We start from the raw sequence: 17,405 nt of genomic DNA on the forward strand, positions 1-17,405 counted from the left end.
CTGCTGCTCGCGCTCTGGCTGTCGCTGGCCTTGGGCCCGGTCAGCTTGCCGCTGGCCGACACCCTGCGCGCCGCGTTGCGTTTGCTCGGCCTGCCGCTGGCTGGCCTGGGGCTGGAACAGGCGGAGTTGATCCTTGGCCAAATCCGCATGCCCAGAACGTTGCTCGGCCTGACGGTTGGTGCGGTGCTGGCGCTGTCCGGGGTGGCGATGCAGGGGCTGTTCCGCAACCCCCTGGCGGATCCCGGGCTGGTCGGTGTCTCCAGTGGCGCGGCGCTCGGTGCGGCAGTTGCCATCGTCGGTGGTACCGCGTTTGGCGGTCTGCCGGAAATTTTTGCACCGTATCTGCTGTCGTTCTGCGCGTTCGCCGGCGGTTTGGGCGTGACGGCGCTGGTCTACCGTATCGGCCGCCGGGATGGCCAGACCAGCGTCTCGACCATGTTGCTGGCCGGTATCGCCCTCACAGCCTTGGCGGGTGCGGTCATCGGCCTGTTCACCTACCTGGCCGATGACGCGACGCTGCGTACCCTGACCTTCTGGAACCTCGGCAGCCTCAACGGTGCCAGCTACGCACGGCTATGGCCATTGTTGCTGGTCACGGTCGGCGTCGGGCTGTGGCTGCCGCGCCGGGCCAGGGCCCTGAATGCCTTGTTGTTGGGGGAGTCTGAGGCGCGTCATCTGGGTTTTGAGGTCGAGCGCTTGAAGCGCGAACTGGTGTTCTGCACCGCCTTGGGAGTTGGTGCGGCAGTCGCTGCAGCCGGCATGATCGGCTTTATCGGCCTGGTGGTGCCGCATCTGGTGCGTCTGCTGGTCGGACCGGATCACCGCGTGCTGCTGCCCGCTTCAGCGTTGGCGGGGGCGAGCCTGTTGTTGTTTGCCGATGTGCTGGCGCGCCTGACCTTGGCGCCTGCGGAGTTGCCGATCGGAATTGTCACCGCGTTGCTGGGGGCGCCGTTCTTCCTTTATCTGTTACTGCGAGGGCGTGCCTGATGCTGCGTGCTGAAAATCTGGCCGTGCGTCGTGGCGGCAAGTGGGTGCTGAGCGATATCGACCTGGAACTGGTCCCGGGCGAAGTGCTCGGCGTGCTCGGCCCCAACGGCGCGGGCAAGAGCACCTTGCTTGCCGCGCTGTGCGGCGAGTTGAGCCCTGGCCATGGGCTGGTCTTGCTCGATCAGCGCCCGCTCGCCGGGTGGGCGGGGCCCGAGCGCGCTCAACGCCTGGCCGTGCTACCGCAAACGTCGACCTTGAACTTTGCCTTCCGGGTCGAGGAGGTGGTCGGCATGGGCCGTTTGCCACACGCCAGCGGCCGTGTGCGGGATACGGAAATCATCCAGGCCGCCCTGCTCGCCGCGGATGCCATGCACCTGGCCGGGCGCAGCTACCTGGAGCTTTCCGGCGGTGAACGCCAGCGTGTGCATTTGGCCCGGGTCCTGGCGCAACTGTGGCCCGGTGCGGCAGGACAGAGCCTGTTGCTGGATGAGCCGACCTCGATGCTCGACCCCTTGCATCAGCACACCACCCTGCAAGCGACGCGCACTTTTGCCGAGCGCGGTGCGGCGGTGCTGGTGATCCTGCACGACCTGAATCTGGCGGCGCGCTATTGCGACCGCGTGCTGCTGTTGGATCGCGGTCGCCCGCATGCGCTGGGCAGCCCGGATCAGGTGCTGCGAGCCGAGCCGCTGCAGGCGGTGTTCGGCTTACAGGTGCTGGTGCAGCCACACCCGGAACGCGGTCATCCGTTGATCATTGCCCGTTAAGGAAAGCCCATGCGTTTGCTTGTACTGTTTTCTGCGCTGCTGTTAGCGGCTTGCCAGGCGCTGCCGCCGTTACCGGCCTGGCAGAGTCCGCTGGGGCGCGAACATACTGACTTGGGTGTGATCCGCGATCTGCGCAGTGGCGAGCGACTGACCGCCCAACAACTGGTCGAGCGCCTGGCAGTGGCACCACAGGTGCTGGTCGGCGAGCAGCACGACAATCCAGATCAGCACGCTTTGCAACTGTGGCTGCTGCAAGCGCTGGCGGCGCAGCGGGCACAAGGCAGCCTGCTGTTGGAAATGCTCAACCCGGAACAGCAGGCCAAGGTCGAGCAGGCGCGGGCGGCCATGACGGGCGGCCAGTCGTTGGCCGATCTGCCGGACGCACTGGCCTGGCAGAAGGGCTGGGACTGGGCGATGTACGGCCCGATCCTACGCTATGCCCTGGTTCAGCCTTATCCCGTGCTGGCGGCCAATCTGGATCGCAGTGAAGTCATGCGCATCTATGCCGCGCGGCCGGCGCTCAGTGGCGCGGCCTCTACCGCTGCGTCGGTGCGCGGGCCCTTGCTGGAGCAAATTCGCCAGTCGCATTGCGGGCTACTGCCCGAGGATCAGTTACCGGCCATGCTCGCCGTGCAGCAACAGCGTGATCGGCGCATGGCCGAACGCTTGCTGGCCGCGCCGCAACCGGCGATCTTGTTCGCCGGTGCCTTCCATGTGCGGCGTGATCTCGGGGTGCCGTTGCATGTGGCCGACCTGGGGGACGAGCCGGGGAGTCTAGTGCTGATTCTGGCTGAGGTGGGCAAGCCGGTGGCTGCCGAGTCGGCTGATTTTGTCTGGTACGGCCCTGCGCTGCCGGAACAGGACCATTGCGCCAACCTGCGGCGCTAGCGCTTTAACCGCCTGAGGTTGCGCGCTTTGCGCAATTAAACAACCACCACTTCGATCTTCCGGGTCAGCAGGCTTCGCACAGAGGGCGAAGCCGATGTGCTGGCGCGTGGGCGTTACTTTATGGCGGGCAAAAAAAAGACCCGGCAAGAGCCGGGTCAAAAACCGTGATTAGCCTGATGAGGAGATAATCTGAAAAGTCCGACTGAATGGTCTCTCAGCTTACCGACTGATCTCGCGACCAGTTGTGATAATAATAACAATTCTCATTTCTATGTCAATGCCTGCTTTCCAACTTTTTGAATTCGACCGCATGGCGTTCAAAAAACCGCTGCGCAGAAAGCAAAAAACCCGGCGCAAGGCCGGGCTCTGTGGGGCGCCGCGGGCTTTATGCCATGCTGTGCGGTAGCCGGAGCTGGGTAACTTCCTTGTTCAGCAGGTCGATCCGGCGCGCCATGCTCTCGATCAGGCTGTGGGCGATTCGCGGGTTGCTCTGGGTCAGGCTGAGGAATTGTTCTTTGGGGATCACCATCACCGTGCAGGGTTCACTGGCCAGTACCGTGGCGCTGCGCTTCTCGCGGGTGAACACGGCCATGGCGCCGAAGATCTCATCCTTCTGAACGTCACCGACTTTATGCCCGTCGACATAGGCTTCGGCGTGGCCCTCGATGATGATGAAGACGTGATCGGCCTCGTCGCCCTGGTGGATCAGTTCTTCACCGGAGGCAAAATGCTGGAAGCCGGTAGCCGGGCGTATTTCCGGTTGCTTCAGGCGCGCCAGTGCATCAGAGAGCAGGGCGGTATGGCCGATCAGGTATTGGATGAACAGCTCTTGGCGCAACTCGCTGGTATAGATGTGCTTGAACACGTCGGAACGTGAATAGGGGATGAGGCTCAGGGGTTCTTCGCTGCTGTACCGGCAACTGGGCAGTTCGATGCCCTGGCGCAGGCCGAACAAGTCGCCTTCTTGCAGGTAGAACAGCGGGCGTTCGTCCACCAGCGCATGCAGCAATCCATGTTCGATGATGAACAGTTGGTTGCCCGGCAGCGTCTCCGACAGATCCTCGACCCGCTCAAGCCGTACTGGGGCGCCCGAAGGTTCCAATCCTTCCAGCAACTGGGTCGGGATGCCTTGCAGTCGGTTGATCAGCTGATCGGCGTAAGCCGGTTGCTCCCCGAGTAGGTACATACAGTAATTCCTTGAACTGGCTGGGCTGACGAGAATGCACGAACGTCCCTGGGACAATAGGCTGTGCGGGGCCTTGCGTAAATCACTGCGCGCAGAGGTTGTGAGCTAGCTCTTGTTGTGTGGCTGAATTGCGTCCAGTTGACCATTCAACTCTGCTTTATGGGCGGGCGGCAACTCATTCCAGTGCACATCGAGCAGTGCACCTTCGATCGCATACAGCAGGACTTTCGACGCGCGAAAGCCCCGCGCCTGTACGGCGCGGTAGGCACCGACCGCCCCCAGTCGACGCAGGTCGGTGGCGCTGTGGATGCCGACGGCGTGCAACCACTGCGCCGAGGTTTTACCCAGGTTTTTCAAATGCTGCAGTTCGTCGTTCATCCAGCCTCCTTGCAATGGGGCATCGTTACCCAGGGTTCAGTGAGTCGGGCAGCCTGCAAGAAAGTGTAGCGGCCAACGGACAAAGCGTGGCTGATTGACATCGCCCCAGGCATTTAGCAGGGCGGGCGCAAGGTCGGCCACCGGGTCGCGGCCATGCTGGCGCTCCCATTGCTGAACGGCGGACCAGGTGCGCAAGTAGCCGGTCAGGTGGGCAAAACTCCATTGCGCGACAATCTCGAACGACGGCAGCTGGATGCGCGGGAAGGGTGCCAGGATGTCGCGGTAGCCGGCATCGACACTGGCGCGCCCCTGCGGCCAATAGCCGTCGAGTGTGTTGTGGTAGAGCTCGTCGATCACGGCATCCACTGCCGGGTCGCTCTGCATCAGGCCGTAGCACCAGGCGCAGAACAGCCCGCCGGGCTTGAGCAGGCGCTGCACTTCGGTGAAAAACTTCGGGGTGGCGAACCAATGCAGGGCCTGGGCGACCACAATCAGGTCAAGGCTGTCGGCAGGCAGGGGCTGTGCCTCGGCATCGGCGGCAAACAAACCGATGCCGTGCAGTTCCGTGCTGGCCGCTAGCTGTTCGATGCTGGCATCGCAGGCCAGTACCTGATCGAAATGTGCGAGCAGGGGCCGGCTGGCCTGGCCGTTGCCGCAGGCGATATCCAGCGCGCGCTGCCGGGCAGGGCTGTGCTCGGCCAGCCAGGCGAAGAGTTCGGCCGGGTATTGCGGGCGGAAGCTGGCATAGGTGCTGGCGCGGGCACCGAATATCCGGGCGATATCACTCATGCGTCTAGCTCGGCCGATAGCGCATGCGGGTGCCGAAGTTGAGCGACATGAGGATTTCATCGGCGCTCAGCTCCACCGGGAAATAAGCCCCGGAGATCTGCGCATGCGCCACGCTCGCGCCTTCCATGCAGGTTTTGCGCAGGTCCAGGCCGCGCAAATCGGCACCGCGAAAGTAGGCATTGGTGAAATTAATGCCATCAGCATGCAGGGCGCGCAAATCGAGGCCACGAAAGTCGCCATCGGCGAAGTCGATTTCGCCGCTCTGGGGCTTTTGCGCATTGAAACCGGGGATGTCTTCGTTATGCAGGAGACGGTATAGCGAGTGGTCAAGCTGGCGCGGCTGGCTCATAGGGTGTTTCCGATGAAGGGTTCATCGGCAGTATAGAGCTCGCGGCGTGCTCTGCTCGCCGCGATTCTCTGGCCGGCCTGGGCGCGCTATTACAACCCTGGCAGGCGGTGACGAATACGCGCGATCAAGCTGTCCAGGCTGGCGCTCTCATGGGTGTCGACCCGCTTGCTGTGGGCCAGCTCTTGCGTGTCGAGCGCCTCGCGCCCGGCTTGCTGGGCCTGGATGACTTCCAAGGTGGCATCGGAGGGGTCCTGGGCGGCGCTCTGGCGCTTCGCCAGCCAGCTGGCGATGACACTGTCCGGAGCCTGGCAGTCGAGGATCAGGAAGGGCGCGCCGGTTTCTTCCGCCACATGCGCGGCGGCTTCGCGTTGGTCGCGTTTGAGGTAGGTGGCATCGATCACCACCGGGAAGCCGGCATGCAGGGCGGCATCGGCCAGTTGGTGCAGGCGCTGGTAAGTTGCCGCACTGGCGTCCTGGTTGTAGATGCCAGCCGCCAGTTGGCCCTGTTCGGCACTGCTTTGTTCACCGAACAAGCGCTTGCGCTCCACATCCGAGCGCAGGCGGATGGCGCCGAGCGCTTCGACCAGGCGCATGGCCACATGGCTTTTGCCGACAGCGGATACGCCGTGGGTGATGGCGAGCAGGCGTGAAGGGATAGCGCTGTAGCTTTCCGCCAGGGCGGCATAGCTGCGGTATTGCCGCAGGATTACCGCGCGCTGCAGCGCATCCTGCTCCTGGCCGAGGCGGAACAGGCTGACCTTGCCGCGCACCATGGCGCGGTAGGCTTTGTAGAAGTTCAGCAGTTCCAGCGCGGCGTAGTCGCCGGTCTGTTCCAGCCAGGCACTGATGAAGCGCCGGGCGAACGGCTTGAGGCCGCGGTCTTCCAGGTCCATGGCGAGAAAGGCGGCATCCGAGGCGATATCGATCAGGCGGAACGGTTCGTTGAACTCGATGCAGTCGAACAGCACCACTTCGCCGTCGAGCAGGGTGACATTGCCCAGGTGGATGTCGCCATGGCATTCGCGGATAAAGCCTTCGGCCTTGCGCTGGGCAAGCAGGGGTTCGAGCCGCGCGAAGCTGGCATCCGCCCAGGCTTGCAGGGCATCCAGCTGCAGCAGGTCAGCTTTCTCCGAGAGCATCGGACGAATCTGTTCGAAGTTCTGGGTGACCGGCTCCATGATCGCGGCCGGGGTGCCGAGCGGATGCTCGAGGGCGACCCGTGGCGCGACCAGATGGAAGTTGGCGATCTGCTGGGCGAGGGCGTCGATATGCACGCTGCTCAACTCGCCACGGGCCTGAACTTCGCCGAGCAGCTGGCTCTGCGGGAACTGGCGCATCTTCAGGGCGTATTCGATGGCCGGGCCCGCACCGCCGAGCTGTGGCGCTTCGAGGCTGCCGGTGATTGGCAGGACTTCCAGGTACAGATCCTGGGTCAGGCGCTGATTGAGGCGCAGCTCTTCGTTGCAGAAGTGCTGGCGCGCGGCCAGTTCGGTGAAGTCGAGAAAGCCGAAATTCACCGGTTTTTTGATCTTGTAGGCAAAGGGGCCGGTCAGCAGCACCCAGGAGATGTGCGTCTCGATGACCTGGAAGCCGTCCACCGGGTGTGGGTAAAGGGCCGGGTTCTGCAGGGCGGCAATCAGGGGCTGGGTCACGGTCTATCCTTGAATTTCGGGATGGTTATAAGGTCGTCATTATGGCGACTGTGCGCGGCTGTGCAAACCGCCAGGAGGCGTCTGTCTGCACCAGGCAAAGTGCGTATAATGCGCCGCCATGACTCGTACCCGATCTTCTCGTTCTTCTCGTTCGCAACCCAAACGCCGTTCCGGCGGCATGCGCCCCTGGTTTGGCTGGCTGCTCAAGCTCAGTCTGGTGGGGCTGGTGGTGTTGGCCGGTTTCGCCGTTTACCTGGATGCCGTGGTGCAGGAGAAATTCTCCGGCAAGCGCTGGACGGTGCCCGCCAAGGTTTACGCCCGTCCGCTGGAACTGTTCGTCGGCCAGAAATTGGCCAAGAGCGACTTCCTCACGGAGCTGGACGCCCTCGGCTACCGACGTGAAAGCGCCGCCAACGGCCCCGGCGCGGCATCGGTGGCGGGCAACAATGTCGAGCTGAATACGCGCGGCTTCCAGTTCTATGAAGGTGCCGAGCCTGCCCAGCGCATCCGGGTGAAGTTCTCCGGGGACTACGTTGCCGGGCTTACCCAGGCCAGCGGCCAGGAGCTTGCCGTGGCGCGGCTGGAGCCGTTGCTGATCGGCGGCCTCTATCCGGCGCACCATGAGGATCGCATCCTAATCAAGCTGGATCAGGCGCCACCCTATCTGGTCGAAACCCTGGTGGCGGTCGAGGATCGGGAGTTCTTCAACCACTTGGGGGTCTCGCCGAAATCCATCGCCCGGGCGTTCTGGGTCAATGCCAGTGCCGGGCAGATGCGTCAGGGCGGCAGTACGCTGACCCAGCAGTTGGTGAAGAACTTCTACCTGACCAGCGAGCGCAGCCTCAGCCGCAAAGCCACCGAGGCGATGATGGCGCTGTTGCTGGAGCTGCATTACAACAAGCAGGAAATTCTCGAGGCGTACCTCAACGAGGTCTTCCTCGGCCAGGATGGCCAGCGCGCGGTGCATGGTTTCGGCCTGGCCAGCCAGTATTTCTTCAGTCAGCCGATGGCTGAGCTCAAATTGCATCAAATCGCGCTGTTGGTCGGCATCGTCAAGGGCCCGTCCTACTACAATCCGCGCCGCTTCCCGGAGCGGGCGCTGGAGCGTCGCAACCTGGTGATTGACCTGCTGGCAGCGCAGAACGTGGTGACGCCGGAGGTGGCTGAGGCCGCGAAGAAGATGCCGTTGGGGGTGACCAAGCGCGGCAGCCTGGCCGACAGTTCCTACCCGGCGTTCCTCGATCTGGTCAAACGCCAGTTGCGCCAGGACTATCGCGACGAAGACTTGACCGAGGAAGGCCTGCGCATTTTCACCAGCTTCGATCCGATCCTGCAGCAGAAAGCCGAAGGTGCGCTGGGTTCGACGCTCAAGGGGCTGTCCGGGCGCAAGGGTGTCGATCAGGTGGAGGCGGCTATGGTCGTGACCAACCCGGAGAGCGGTGAAATCCAGGCGATGATCGGCAGCCGACAACCGCGCTTCGCCGGGTTCAACCGGGCGCTGGATGCGGTGCGGCCGATTGGCTCGCTGATCAAACCGGCGGTTTACCTGAGCGCCTTGGAGCGTCCGAGTCAGTACACCCTGACCAGTTGGCTGGCCGATGAGCCGTTCTCGATAAAGGGCCAGGACGGTCAGGTCTGGCGCCCGCAAAACTATGATCGCAAGGCGCACGGCACCATTTATCTGTATCAGGGCTTGGCCAACTCCTACAACTTGTCGACCGCCAAGCTCGGCTTGGAGCTGGGCGTGCCGACAGTGCTGAAAACCCTGGAGCGGCTTGGCGTGTCACCCGATTGGCCGGCCTTCCCCTCGATGCTGCTGGGCGCAGGCGGGCTGAGCCCGATCGAAGTGGCGACCATGTATCAGACCCTGGCCAACGGCGGCTTCAACACCCCGTTGCGTGGCATTCGCAGCGTTTTGACCGCCGAAGGGGAGCCGTTGAAGCGTTACCCGTTCCAGATTCAGCAGCGTTTCGATCCGGGCGCTATTTACCTGGTGCAAAACGCCATGCAGCGCGTGATGCGCGAGGGCACCGGGCGCTCGGTCTACAACCAGTTGCCCGGTTCGTTGAATCTGGCCGGCAAGACCGGTACCAGTAACGACTCGCGGGACAGCTGGTTCGCCGGCTTCAGCCAGGACCTGCTTGCCGTGGTCTGGCTCGGCCGTGACGATAACGGCTCGACGCCACTGACCGGTGCCACCGGTGCCTTGCAGGTCTGGACCGGTTTCATGCGGCAAGCCGACCCGCTGCCGTTGAACATGCCGTTGCCGGATAATGTGGTGCAGGCCTGGATCGATGCCAACAGCGGCCAGGGCTCCGATGCGAGCTGCCCGAATGCCGTGCAGATGCCGTATATTCGTGGCAGTGAGCCGCCTCCGGGCACCACCTGCGGTGTGCAGGCCCCGGTGGACGAGGTGATGGATTGGGTACGTGGCTGGATGAATTAAGTGAAGAGGTGCTCAGTGAATAAGTGGTTGATTCCAGCGTTAGTGGCTACAACCCTGCTGACGGGTTGTGCCAGTGTGCCGCGCGGCGATATTCCGGTCGTTGACTCCGGTGCGCCGCTGTCGGCCGCCAGACCGGCAGCCGGTGGCAACGGTACTTACCGCCCAAGCCCTGTGCAAACCCAGGCGGTGCCTCAGGACTCGGGCGTGGTGGTGATGGTGCCAGGGGGCGGCCGCAGCTCTGCGCCACTTCAGACCTTCCCGGCAGCCGGCGCGCCGTTGAGTGGTTCCAGTGCCAGTGCGCCTATTACTTCCGGGCCCATCAGTACCGCGCCGATGAGCAGTGGTGGTTATACGGCGCCAACCCCGGTGCTGCCCAGCGGGATTCCTTCCGCTGGCGGTTTGGCGGCGGATGAGCAGCTCGATGGGCCGGTCTTGGCACTGCTCACTACCGCTCAGCAGCAGCAGACCAATGGTGACTTGAACGGCGCCTCCTCCAGCTTGGAGCGCGCGCAACGCATAGCTCCTCGCGAACCGCAGGTGCTCTACCGCTTGGCAGAGGTGCGGCTGGCTCAAGGCGACGCCGCGCAAGCGGAGCAGTTCGCCCAGCGCGGTCTGACTTATGCCAACGGTCGTCCAGCCTTGCAGGCGAGCCTGTGGGGGCTGATTGCCCAAGCGCGTGAGCGGCAGGGCAATACGGTGGGTGCGACGCAGGCTCGCGAGCGAGCCCGGGTCAATCTCTGATGGACGAGCGCCTGCCATTACTGGCCGAGCAGTTGCTGCTGATCGAGCGCGAACTGCGCCTGCAAGGTTGGTGGGCGACCACACCGCCCGGTGCTGAAGCCTTGGCCAGTGAGCAACCGTTCTGCGTCGATAGCCTGGAGTTCGAGGAATGGCTGCAGTGGGTGTTTCTGCCGCGAATGAAAGCGATCGTGGAGCATGGCTTGCCGCTGCCCAATGCCTCGGGTATCCAGGCGATGGCCGAGGTGGTCTACAGCACCCGCGCGGTGCAGGCCAAGACCTTGTTGCAACTACTGGGAGATTTCGATCGCCTGATCGGCGGGGCGGCCTAGGTGGGGCTGCCCAGGCCGTGTCGCTGAGGCGGTGCGGCTCGGGGTTGTACCGCGAGCGGATTACAGGCAGTTTTCGGTGATGGCCTTTTCACTTTCGGTGATCCGGCTCTGGCGCTCTTCTTCGCTCAGCCGACGGGTTTCGCCATCGACCTCTGTGCGTAGCCGCGGATTGTTCTGCAGCTGAGCCAGGTTCGTGCGCACGCCCTCGCAATACTTATTGCGCTCGGCTTCCTGGGTGGCCACATCCTTTTTGACTTTCTCATCGATCGCCTTCTGTGCCGCGTCGCCGCTGCTGTCGGGCGTGGGCATGGCTGTCGGTGCGGGCGCTTTTGGCGGTGCGGTGACGGTGTTGATCGAGGTGGCCTCCTGGCCCTGCGGTGGTTGCGCACCGAAGTGGGTAATGCCTTGTGCGTCGACCCATTTGTAGACTTGGCTCGCCATGGCGGTGGCGCTCAGGGCGAGCAACAAACTGCCCGTAAGAATCATGCGTCGCATGCTGTGTCCTTTCTGTTAGCTGCTGAACCTGACACTACTATAACCAAAAGTCGCCACTCGTCATCCTGCGCTGCATCACAGCAACAGATTGAAGAATCCGCTACGGATGACTTGACTTGCAGGCGCCTAATCCGAACAATTCAACGTTCGCTGTAGTGGAGTCCGCCGCAAGCAGGCTTTAGCTCAGTAGACATGAGGCGCATACCCGCGCCGACCTGTTTCACCCGCAACGCGTTACCTCGCGCTGGGTGGGAAAGCTCCGCAACACTTTGGGGCGTTCCCAATACTTGCTCAGTAGTAGCTGACGTAGTCGGCGACCACCGTCGCTCATGCTCTGCTTGGCAGTAAACCTATTCAGACCGTCCCGCTGTGGGCGGTTATCTGGCGTTTTAGAGGTGAACAACGTGGAGCTTTTATCTGGCGCTGAAATGGTCGTCCGCTTTTTGCGTGACGAAGGCGTTAAGCATATCTACGGGTACCCGGGTGGTGCCCTCCTGCATATTTACGATGCCTTGTTCAAAGAGCCGGAAGTGACCCACATCCTGGTTCGTCACGAACAGGCCGCGACCCATATGGCTGACGGTTATGCCCGCGCCACCGGTAAAGCCGGCGTCGTGCTGGTGACCTCCGGTCCTGGTGCGACCAACGCCATTACCGGGATTGCCACCGCTTACATGGACTCGATCCCGATGGTCGTGCTCTCGGGTCAGGTACCAAGCAATATGGTCGGCACCGATGCGTTCCAGGAGACCGACATGATCGGCATCTCCCGGCCTATCGTGAAGCACAGCTTCATGATCAAGCATCCGTCGGAAATTCCGGAAGTCCTGAAAAAAGCCTTTTATATCGCCCAGTCCGGCCGTCCAGGCCCGGTAGTGGTCGATATTCCGAAGGACATGACCAACCCGGCCGAGAAGTTCGAATACGTCTACCCGAAGAAAGCCAAGCTGCGCTCTTACAGCCCAGCCTTGCGCGGCCATTCGGGGCAGATCCGCAAGGCGGCCGAGATGCTGCTGGCGGCCAAGCGCCCGATCATGTATTCGGGTGGCGGTGTGATCATGGGTGGTGCTGCGGCGCCGCTGACCGAGTTGGCGCAGATGCTGAATCTGCCTGTGACCAACACCCTGATGGGCCTCGGTGGCTATCCAGGCACCGATCGCCAGTTCCTCGGCATGCTCGGCATGCACGGCAGCTATACCGCCAACCTGGCGATGCACCATGCCGATGTGATTCTCGCCGTCGGCGCGCGCTTCGATGACCGTGTCATCAACGGCGCCACCAAGTTCTGCCCGAACGCCAAGATCATCCATATCGATATCGACCCGGCCTCGATCTCCAAGACCATCAAAGCCGACGTGCCGATCGTGGGCCCGGTGGAGAGCGTGTTGACCGAGATGGTCGCGATCCTCAAGGAAATCGGCGAAACCCCGAACAAGGAGGCCGTGGCCAGTTGGTGGAAACAAGTCGATGAGTGGCGCACCGGACGCGGCACCTTCCCTTATGACAAGGGCGACGGCAGCATCATCAAGCCGCAGACGGTAATCGAAACCCTCAGCGAAGTGACCCATGGCGATGCCTTCGTCACTTCCGATGTGGGCCAGCACCAGATGTTCGCGGCGCAGTACTACCGCTTCAACAAACCTAATCGTTGGATCAACTCCGGCGGCCTGGGCACCATGGGCTTCGGTTTCCCGGCGGCCATGGGCGTCAAGTTGAATTTCCCGGATGCCGACGTTGCCTGTGTGACGGGCGAGGGCAGCATCCAGATGAACATCCAGGAGTTGTCGACCTGCCTGCAGTACGACCTGCCGGTGAAGATCGTCAACCTCAACAACGGTGCCTTGGGCATGGTTCGCCAGTGGCAGGACATGAACTACGGCAGCCGTCACTCGCATTCCTATATGGAGTCGCTACCGGATTTCGTTAAATTGGCTGAAGCCTATGGCCATGTCGGCATGCGCATCACCGAGCTGAAAGATCTGAAGCCGAAGCTGGAAGAAGCCTTCGCAATGAAAGATCGCCTGGTATTCCTCGATATTCAGGTAGACACCAGCGAGCACGTTTACCCGATGCAGATCAAAGATGGCGCCATGCGTGACATGTGGCTGAGCAAGACGGAGCGGACCTGAACATGCGACATATCATCTCCCTGCTGCTGGAAAACGAGCCAGGCGCATTGTCCCGTGTGGTCGGTCTGTTCTCGCAGCGCAACTACAACATCGAAAGCCTGACCGTGGCACCGACCGAAGACCCGACCCTGTCGCGCCTGACGTTGACCACCGTGGGTCACGATGAGGTGATCGAGCAGATCACCAAGAACCTCAACAAGCTGATCGAAGTGGTCAAGCTGGTGAACCTGTCGGAAAGTGCGCACATCGAGCGTGAGTTGATGCTGGTCAAGGTCAAGGCCACCGGTGCCCAGCGCGCCGAGATCAAGCGCACCACCGACATCTTCCGTGGGCAGATCGTCGACGTTACCAGTAGCGTCTATACCATCCAGCTCGCGGGAACCAGCGATAAGCTGGACAGTTTCATCCAGGCCGTGGGCACCAGCTCGATCCTGGAAACCGTACGCAGTGGCGTCACCGGTATCGCCCGTGGCGACAAAGTGCTGAGCATCTAAAACATTTAGCGAGCGGCCCGAGCGGCCTCAGTAAACAGGGGAAATTCATGAAAGTTTTTTACGATAAAGATTGCGACCTTTCGATCATCCAGGGCAAAAAAGTCGCCATCATCGGTTACGGCTCCCAGGGTCACGCCCAGGCCTGCAACCTGAAAGATTCCGGTGTCGACGTGACCGTTGGTCTGCGCCCGGGTTCGGCCACTGTCGCCAAGGCCCAAGCCCATGGCCTGAAAGTGACTGACGTGCCATCCGCCGTTGCTGCCGCCGACCTGGTCATGATCCTGACTCCGGACGAGTTCCAGTCGCAGCTGTACAAGAACGAAGTCGAGCCGAACCTGAAGAAGGGCGCCACCCTGGCCTTCTCCCACGGTTTCGCGATCCACTACAACCAAGTCGTGCCGCGTGCCGACCTCGACGTGATCATGATCGCGCCGAAAGCGCCGGGTCACACCGTGCGTTCCGAGTTCGTCAAAGGCGGCGGTATCCCTGACCTGATCGCGATCTACCAGGATGCTTCCGGCAACGCCAAGAACGTTGCCCTGTCCTACGCTTCGGGCGTTGGCGGCGGCCGTACCGGTATCATCGAAACCACGTTCAAGGACGAGACCGAAACCGACCTGTTCGGCGAACAGGCCGTTTTGTGTGGCGGTACCGTTGAACTGGTCAAGGCCGGTTTCGATACCCTGGTTGAAGCTGGCTATGCGCCGGAAATGGCCTACTTCGAGTGCCTGCACGAACTGAAGCTGATCGTTGACCTCATGTACGAAGGCGGTATCGCCAACATGAACTACTCGATCTCCAACAACGCCGAATACGGCGAATACGTGACCGGTCCGGAAATCATCAACGCCGAATCCCGTCAGGCCATGCGCAATGCACTCAAGCGCATCCAGGACGGCGAGTACGCCAAGATGTTCATCAGCGAAGGCGCGACCAACTACCCATCGATGACCGCCAAGCGCCGTAACAACGCCGCCCACGGCATCGAAGTGATTGGTGAGCAGCTGCGTTCCATGATGCCGTGGATCGCCGCCAACAAGATCGTCGACAAGACCAAGAACTAAGGTCTGCGATGTGAGAAAAACGCGGCCACGGCCGCGTTTTTTCATTCTGCGCCAGTGCTTCTGGTATAAAGCCAGTATGGCTGGGGGAGGGTAATGAACCCCCAATCGCCAACTTTGTCGAAATCTATCCGAACCGTTGCAAGGTATTGTTCATGAACGAACGTCCCGAGGAGCCGAATACGGCCTCCGATGCAGAGAGCATGCTGCCAATCGATGAGCATGTTGAAGAAGGGCATGATGCCGAAGGTCGCAAGGTCCGGCATCGCGGAATCTATCTGCTGCCCAACCTGTTTACCACCGCCAATCTGTTCGCCGGCTTCTACTCCATCATCAATGCCGTGAACGGCAATTTCTATGTGGCCGCGGCTACGGTTTTCGTCGCCATGGTGCTCGATAGCCTGGATGGCCGGGTCGCGCGCCTGACCAATACCCAGAGCGCCTTTGGCGCCGAGTACGATTCGTTGTCGGACATGGTGGCGTTCGGTGTGGCGCCGGCATTGCTGGCGTTCGAGTGGGCGCTGGGCAGCATGGGCAAGGTTGGCTGGATGGTGGCGTTCATCTATGTCGCCGGTGCGGCCTTGCGCCTCGCACGCTTCAATACTCAGGTGGGCACGGCCGACAAGCGTTTCTTCATCGGTTTGGCGAGTCCGGCTGCTGCGGGCGTAGTGGCGGGAACCGTCTGGGCGTTCAGCGACTTCGGGATCAAAGGCTCCAACATGTCCTTTGTGATCGCCTTGTTGGTCGCGGGTGCTGGCATGTTGATGGTCAGCAACATCAAGTACCACAGCTTCAAGGATCTCGATCTCAAGGGGCGCGTGCCGTTCGTGGCGATCCTCGCGGTGGTGCTGGTGTTTGCGGTGGTTTTCAGTGACCCGCCGCGTATCCTGCTGCTGATCTTCCTCGCCTATGCGGCTTCTGGGCCGGTGCAATATCTGTTGCAATTGCGTCGCCGCAAAACCGTCGACTGATGTAATTTCCTCCTGGCTCCGCGGTCTATTGGCGCATCAGTCACCTAAATAGCCGCGGAGCCAGCATGCTGATCAAGATCCCTCCCGCTTCCTCGTCTCGTGAATCCGAGATCACGCCCGAATCGGTCTATCTGTCGCGCCGCAGTCTCATGGCTGCCGCGGGTGGCCTGGCCGCTACCTTTGCCTTGCCTGGCAGTGCCCGGGCCGAAGTGTCCCGCTATGCCAATGTCGAGTCTGCAACCGCACCGGCCTGGTTCGAGCAGAAGCTGGCGGGTACTCACTGGCAAGCGGTCACCGCCGCAGATGAGGCGCTGACGCCATTCCAAGACGCCACCCACTACAACAACTTCTACGAGTTCGGGCCCGATAAGGGTGACCCAGCGCGCAATGCCGGGCAATTCAAGCCTGAACCCTGGACTGTGATGGTCGATGGTGAGGTGGCGAAGCCAGGTCGCTACTCGCTGGATGATCTGTTCAAGCCGCTACAACTCGAAGAGCGTATTTATCGGCTGCGCTGTGTCGAGGCCTGGTCCATGGTCATCCCGTGGCTGGGCTTTTCCTTGGGGGATCTGCTCAAGCAGGTCGAACCCACCAGTCAGGCCAGGTTCGTGCGCTTTGAAACCATTGTCGATAAGGAGCGCATGGTAGGACAGCGCTCGAGCTTTTCGCTGATCGACTGGCCTTATGTGGAAGGGCTGCGTCTGGATGAGGCGATGCATCCCTTGGCCATTCTTGCCGTGGGCATGTATGGGCGGGTATTGCCTAACCAGAACGGTGCGCCCTTGCGTCTGGTGGTGCCTTGGAAGTACGGCTTCAAGAGCATCAAGTCGATTGTCCGTATCAGCCTGACCAGCGAGCAGCCGAAGAACACCTGGCAAGCCTTGGCGCCAGATGAGTATGGCTTCTATGCCAACGTCAATCCGGCCGTGGATCACCCGCGTTGGACCCAGGCCCATGAGCGCCGTCTGCCCAGCAGCCTGTTCAGCCCCAATGTCATGCCTACGCGCCTGTTCAATGGCTATGACGAAGTCGCAAGTCTCTACAGCGGGCTCGATCTGCGGACTAACTACTAATGCGCTACCGGCTTTGGCGAATTGCGGTTTTCAGTCTGGCGCTAGTGCCGCCGTTGCTCTGGTTGTATCAAGCGTGGACGTTCGCCCTTGGCGCCGATCCCGGCAAGGTTTTGGTCGATCGTCTGGGGCTGGGCGCCTTGACGTTGCTATTGATCACCCTGGGAATGACCCCTTTGCAGCGTTTTACGGGCTGGGGTGGCTGGATCGCTGTGCGGCGCCAGCTGGGGTTGTGGTGTTTCACCTATGCCGTGCTTCACCTGTCGTCCTATGCAGTGTTCATTCTGGGCTTGGATGGCGCGCAATTGCTGATTGATTTGCGCAAACGGCCATACATCTTTGTGGGCGCGTTGGCCTTTATCGGCTTGCTTGCCCTGGCCGTCACCTCTAACCGCTTTAGTGTTCGTAAGTTGGGCAAGCGCTGGAAAGCACTGCATCGCTTGGTTTACCTGATTTTGGGGCTGGTGCTGCTGCACATGCTTTGGGTAGTGCGCGCGGATCTGCAGGAGTGGCTGTGGTATGCGGTCTCCGGCGCACTTCTGCTTATGCTGCGAATACCGGCCCTTGCAGCGCGGATTCCCAGGCTTTCGCCGAAGGCTTCGATAAAAATGACAAAAAGGTTTCAATAAGCGCTTGACGGTTAATTTGCTGGGCCTATAATGCGCACCTCTTA

18 protein-coding genes are annotated in these 17,405 nt (G+C 61.6%); 12 read left to right on the plus strand and 6 right to left on the minus strand.

Going from position 1 to position 17,405, the window contains the following annotated elements; translation table 11 throughout:
- Positions 1-3 precede the first annotated feature (3 nt).
- Genes AC3IYG_RS04640 through AC3IYG_RS04650 form a run of 3 tightly spaced genes read left to right on the plus strand, consistent with a single transcriptional unit; the run spans position 4 to position 2,642 of the window.
- The gene (locus tag AC3IYG_RS04640) at positions 4-987 is read left to right on the plus strand and encodes a FecCD family ABC transporter permease (protein WP_489313838.1); all 984 of its coding nucleotides are present in this window, start codon (positions 4-6) and stop codon (positions 985-987) included.
- On the plus strand, positions 987-1,754 hold the full coding sequence (locus tag AC3IYG_RS04645) for a heme ABC transporter ATP-binding protein (RefSeq protein WP_489312579.1): 768 nt from the start codon (positions 987-989) through the stop codon (positions 1,752-1,754). Before AC3IYG_RS04640 ends, AC3IYG_RS04645 begins: the two co-directional genes overlap by 1 nt.
- A gap of 9 nt (positions 1,755-1,763) precedes the next feature.
- Positions 1,764-2,642: a ChaN family lipoprotein gene (locus AC3IYG_RS04650; RefSeq protein WP_489312580.1), complete on the plus strand. Its 879-nt coding sequence runs from the start codon at positions 1,764-1,766 to the stop codon at positions 2,640-2,642.
- A 385-nt stretch (positions 2,643-3,027) separates the two neighbouring features.
- Here the strand turns inward: AC3IYG_RS04650 and AC3IYG_RS04655 are convergent, their stop codons facing one another.
- The 5 genes from AC3IYG_RS04655 to AC3IYG_RS04675 all read right to left on the minus strand — a co-directional run bounded on the left by AC3IYG_RS04655 (position 3,028) and on the right by AC3IYG_RS04675 (position 6,996).
- Positions 3,028-3,828, minus strand: a complete 801-nt coding sequence (locus AC3IYG_RS04655; RefSeq protein ID WP_489312581.1) for a Crp/Fnr family transcriptional regulator — start codon at positions 3,826-3,828, stop codon at positions 3,028-3,030.
- A gap of 105 nt (positions 3,829-3,933) precedes the next feature.
- Positions 3,934-4,206 (minus strand): TfoX/Sxy family protein, encoded by a 273-nt coding sequence (locus AC3IYG_RS04660; RefSeq protein ID WP_489312582.1) that lies wholly within the window; start codon positions 4,204-4,206, stop codon positions 3,934-3,936.
- 36 nt (positions 4,207-4,242) lie between these two features.
- Positions 4,243-4,995, minus strand: coding sequence for a class I SAM-dependent methyltransferase (locus tag AC3IYG_RS04665; protein WP_489312583.1), 753 nt, complete (start codon positions 4,993-4,995; stop codon positions 4,243-4,245).
- A gap of 4 nt (positions 4,996-4,999) precedes the next feature.
- The gene (locus AC3IYG_RS04670) at positions 5,000-5,344 is read right to left on the minus strand and encodes a pentapeptide repeat-containing protein (RefSeq protein WP_489312584.1); all 345 of its coding nucleotides are present in this window, start codon (positions 5,342-5,344) and stop codon (positions 5,000-5,002) included.
- Between the two features lie 89 nt (positions 5,345-5,433).
- A complete protein-coding gene (locus tag AC3IYG_RS04675; protein ID WP_489312585.1) occupies positions 5,434-6,996 on the minus strand; it encodes a bifunctional aminoglycoside phosphotransferase/ATP-binding protein in 1,563 nt (520 codons plus the stop codon).
- 118 nt (positions 6,997-7,114) lie between these two features.
- Here AC3IYG_RS04675 and mrcB point away from each other — a divergent pair, with 118 nt between their 5' ends.
- The 3 genes from mrcB to AC3IYG_RS04690 are packed head-to-tail and all read left to right on the plus strand — an operon-like array spanning position 7,115 to position 10,512.
- Positions 7,115-9,442, plus strand: coding sequence for a penicillin-binding protein 1B (gene mrcB / locus AC3IYG_RS04680; protein WP_489312586.1), 2,328 nt, complete (start codon positions 7,115-7,117; stop codon positions 9,440-9,442).
- Between the two features lie 15 nt (positions 9,443-9,457).
- A complete protein-coding gene (locus AC3IYG_RS04685; protein ID WP_489312587.1) occupies positions 9,458-10,183 on the plus strand; it encodes a tetratricopeptide repeat protein in 726 nt (241 codons plus the stop codon).
- Positions 10,183-10,512, plus strand: coding sequence for a YqcC family protein (locus AC3IYG_RS04690; RefSeq protein ID WP_489312589.1), 330 nt, complete (start codon positions 10,183-10,185; stop codon positions 10,510-10,512). The genes AC3IYG_RS04685 and AC3IYG_RS04690 overlap by 1 nt, the downstream gene beginning before the upstream one ends.
- Before the next feature lie 60 nt (positions 10,513-10,572).
- Here AC3IYG_RS04690 and AC3IYG_RS04695 read toward each other — a convergent pair whose 3' ends face one another.
- Positions 10,573-11,007, minus strand: coding sequence for a DUF4124 domain-containing protein (locus tag AC3IYG_RS04695; protein ID WP_489312590.1), 435 nt, complete (start codon positions 11,005-11,007; stop codon positions 10,573-10,575).
- A 404-nt stretch (positions 11,008-11,411) separates the two neighbouring features.
- Here AC3IYG_RS04695 and AC3IYG_RS04700 point away from each other — a divergent pair, with 404 nt between their 5' ends.
- From AC3IYG_RS04700 to msrQ, 6 genes are all read left to right on the plus strand, one after another.
- The gene (locus AC3IYG_RS04700; RefSeq protein WP_489312591.1) at positions 11,412-13,136 is read left to right on the plus strand and encodes an acetolactate synthase 3 large subunit; all 1,725 of its coding nucleotides are present in this window, start codon (positions 11,412-11,414) and stop codon (positions 13,134-13,136) included.
- Positions 13,137-13,138: 2 nt separating this feature from the next.
- Positions 13,139-13,630, plus strand: coding sequence for an acetolactate synthase small subunit (gene ilvN, locus AC3IYG_RS04705; RefSeq protein ID WP_108099957.1), 492 nt, complete (start codon positions 13,139-13,141; stop codon positions 13,628-13,630).
- A gap of 47 nt (positions 13,631-13,677) precedes the next feature.
- A complete protein-coding gene (gene ilvC, locus AC3IYG_RS04710) occupies positions 13,678-14,694 on the plus strand; it encodes a ketol-acid reductoisomerase (protein WP_489312592.1) in 1,017 nt (338 codons plus the stop codon).
- Between the two features lie 152 nt (positions 14,695-14,846).
- The gene (gene pssA / locus AC3IYG_RS04715; RefSeq protein ID WP_489312594.1) at positions 14,847-15,662 is read left to right on the plus strand and encodes a CDP-diacylglycerol--serine O-phosphatidyltransferase; all 816 of its coding nucleotides are present in this window, start codon (positions 14,847-14,849) and stop codon (positions 15,660-15,662) included.
- Between the two features lie 65 nt (positions 15,663-15,727).
- A complete protein-coding gene (gene msrP / locus AC3IYG_RS04720; protein ID WP_489312595.1) occupies positions 15,728-16,735 on the plus strand; it encodes a protein-methionine-sulfoxide reductase catalytic subunit MsrP in 1,008 nt (335 codons plus the stop codon).
- Positions 16,735-17,361: a protein-methionine-sulfoxide reductase heme-binding subunit MsrQ gene (msrQ, locus tag AC3IYG_RS04725; RefSeq protein ID WP_489312596.1), complete on the plus strand. Its 627-nt coding sequence runs from the start codon at positions 16,735-16,737 to the stop codon at positions 17,359-17,361. The genes msrP and msrQ overlap by 1 nt, the downstream gene beginning before the upstream one ends.
- Positions 17,362-17,405 lie beyond the last annotated feature (44 nt).

The organism is Pseudomonas sp. KH_027 (genome assembly GCF_057838565.1).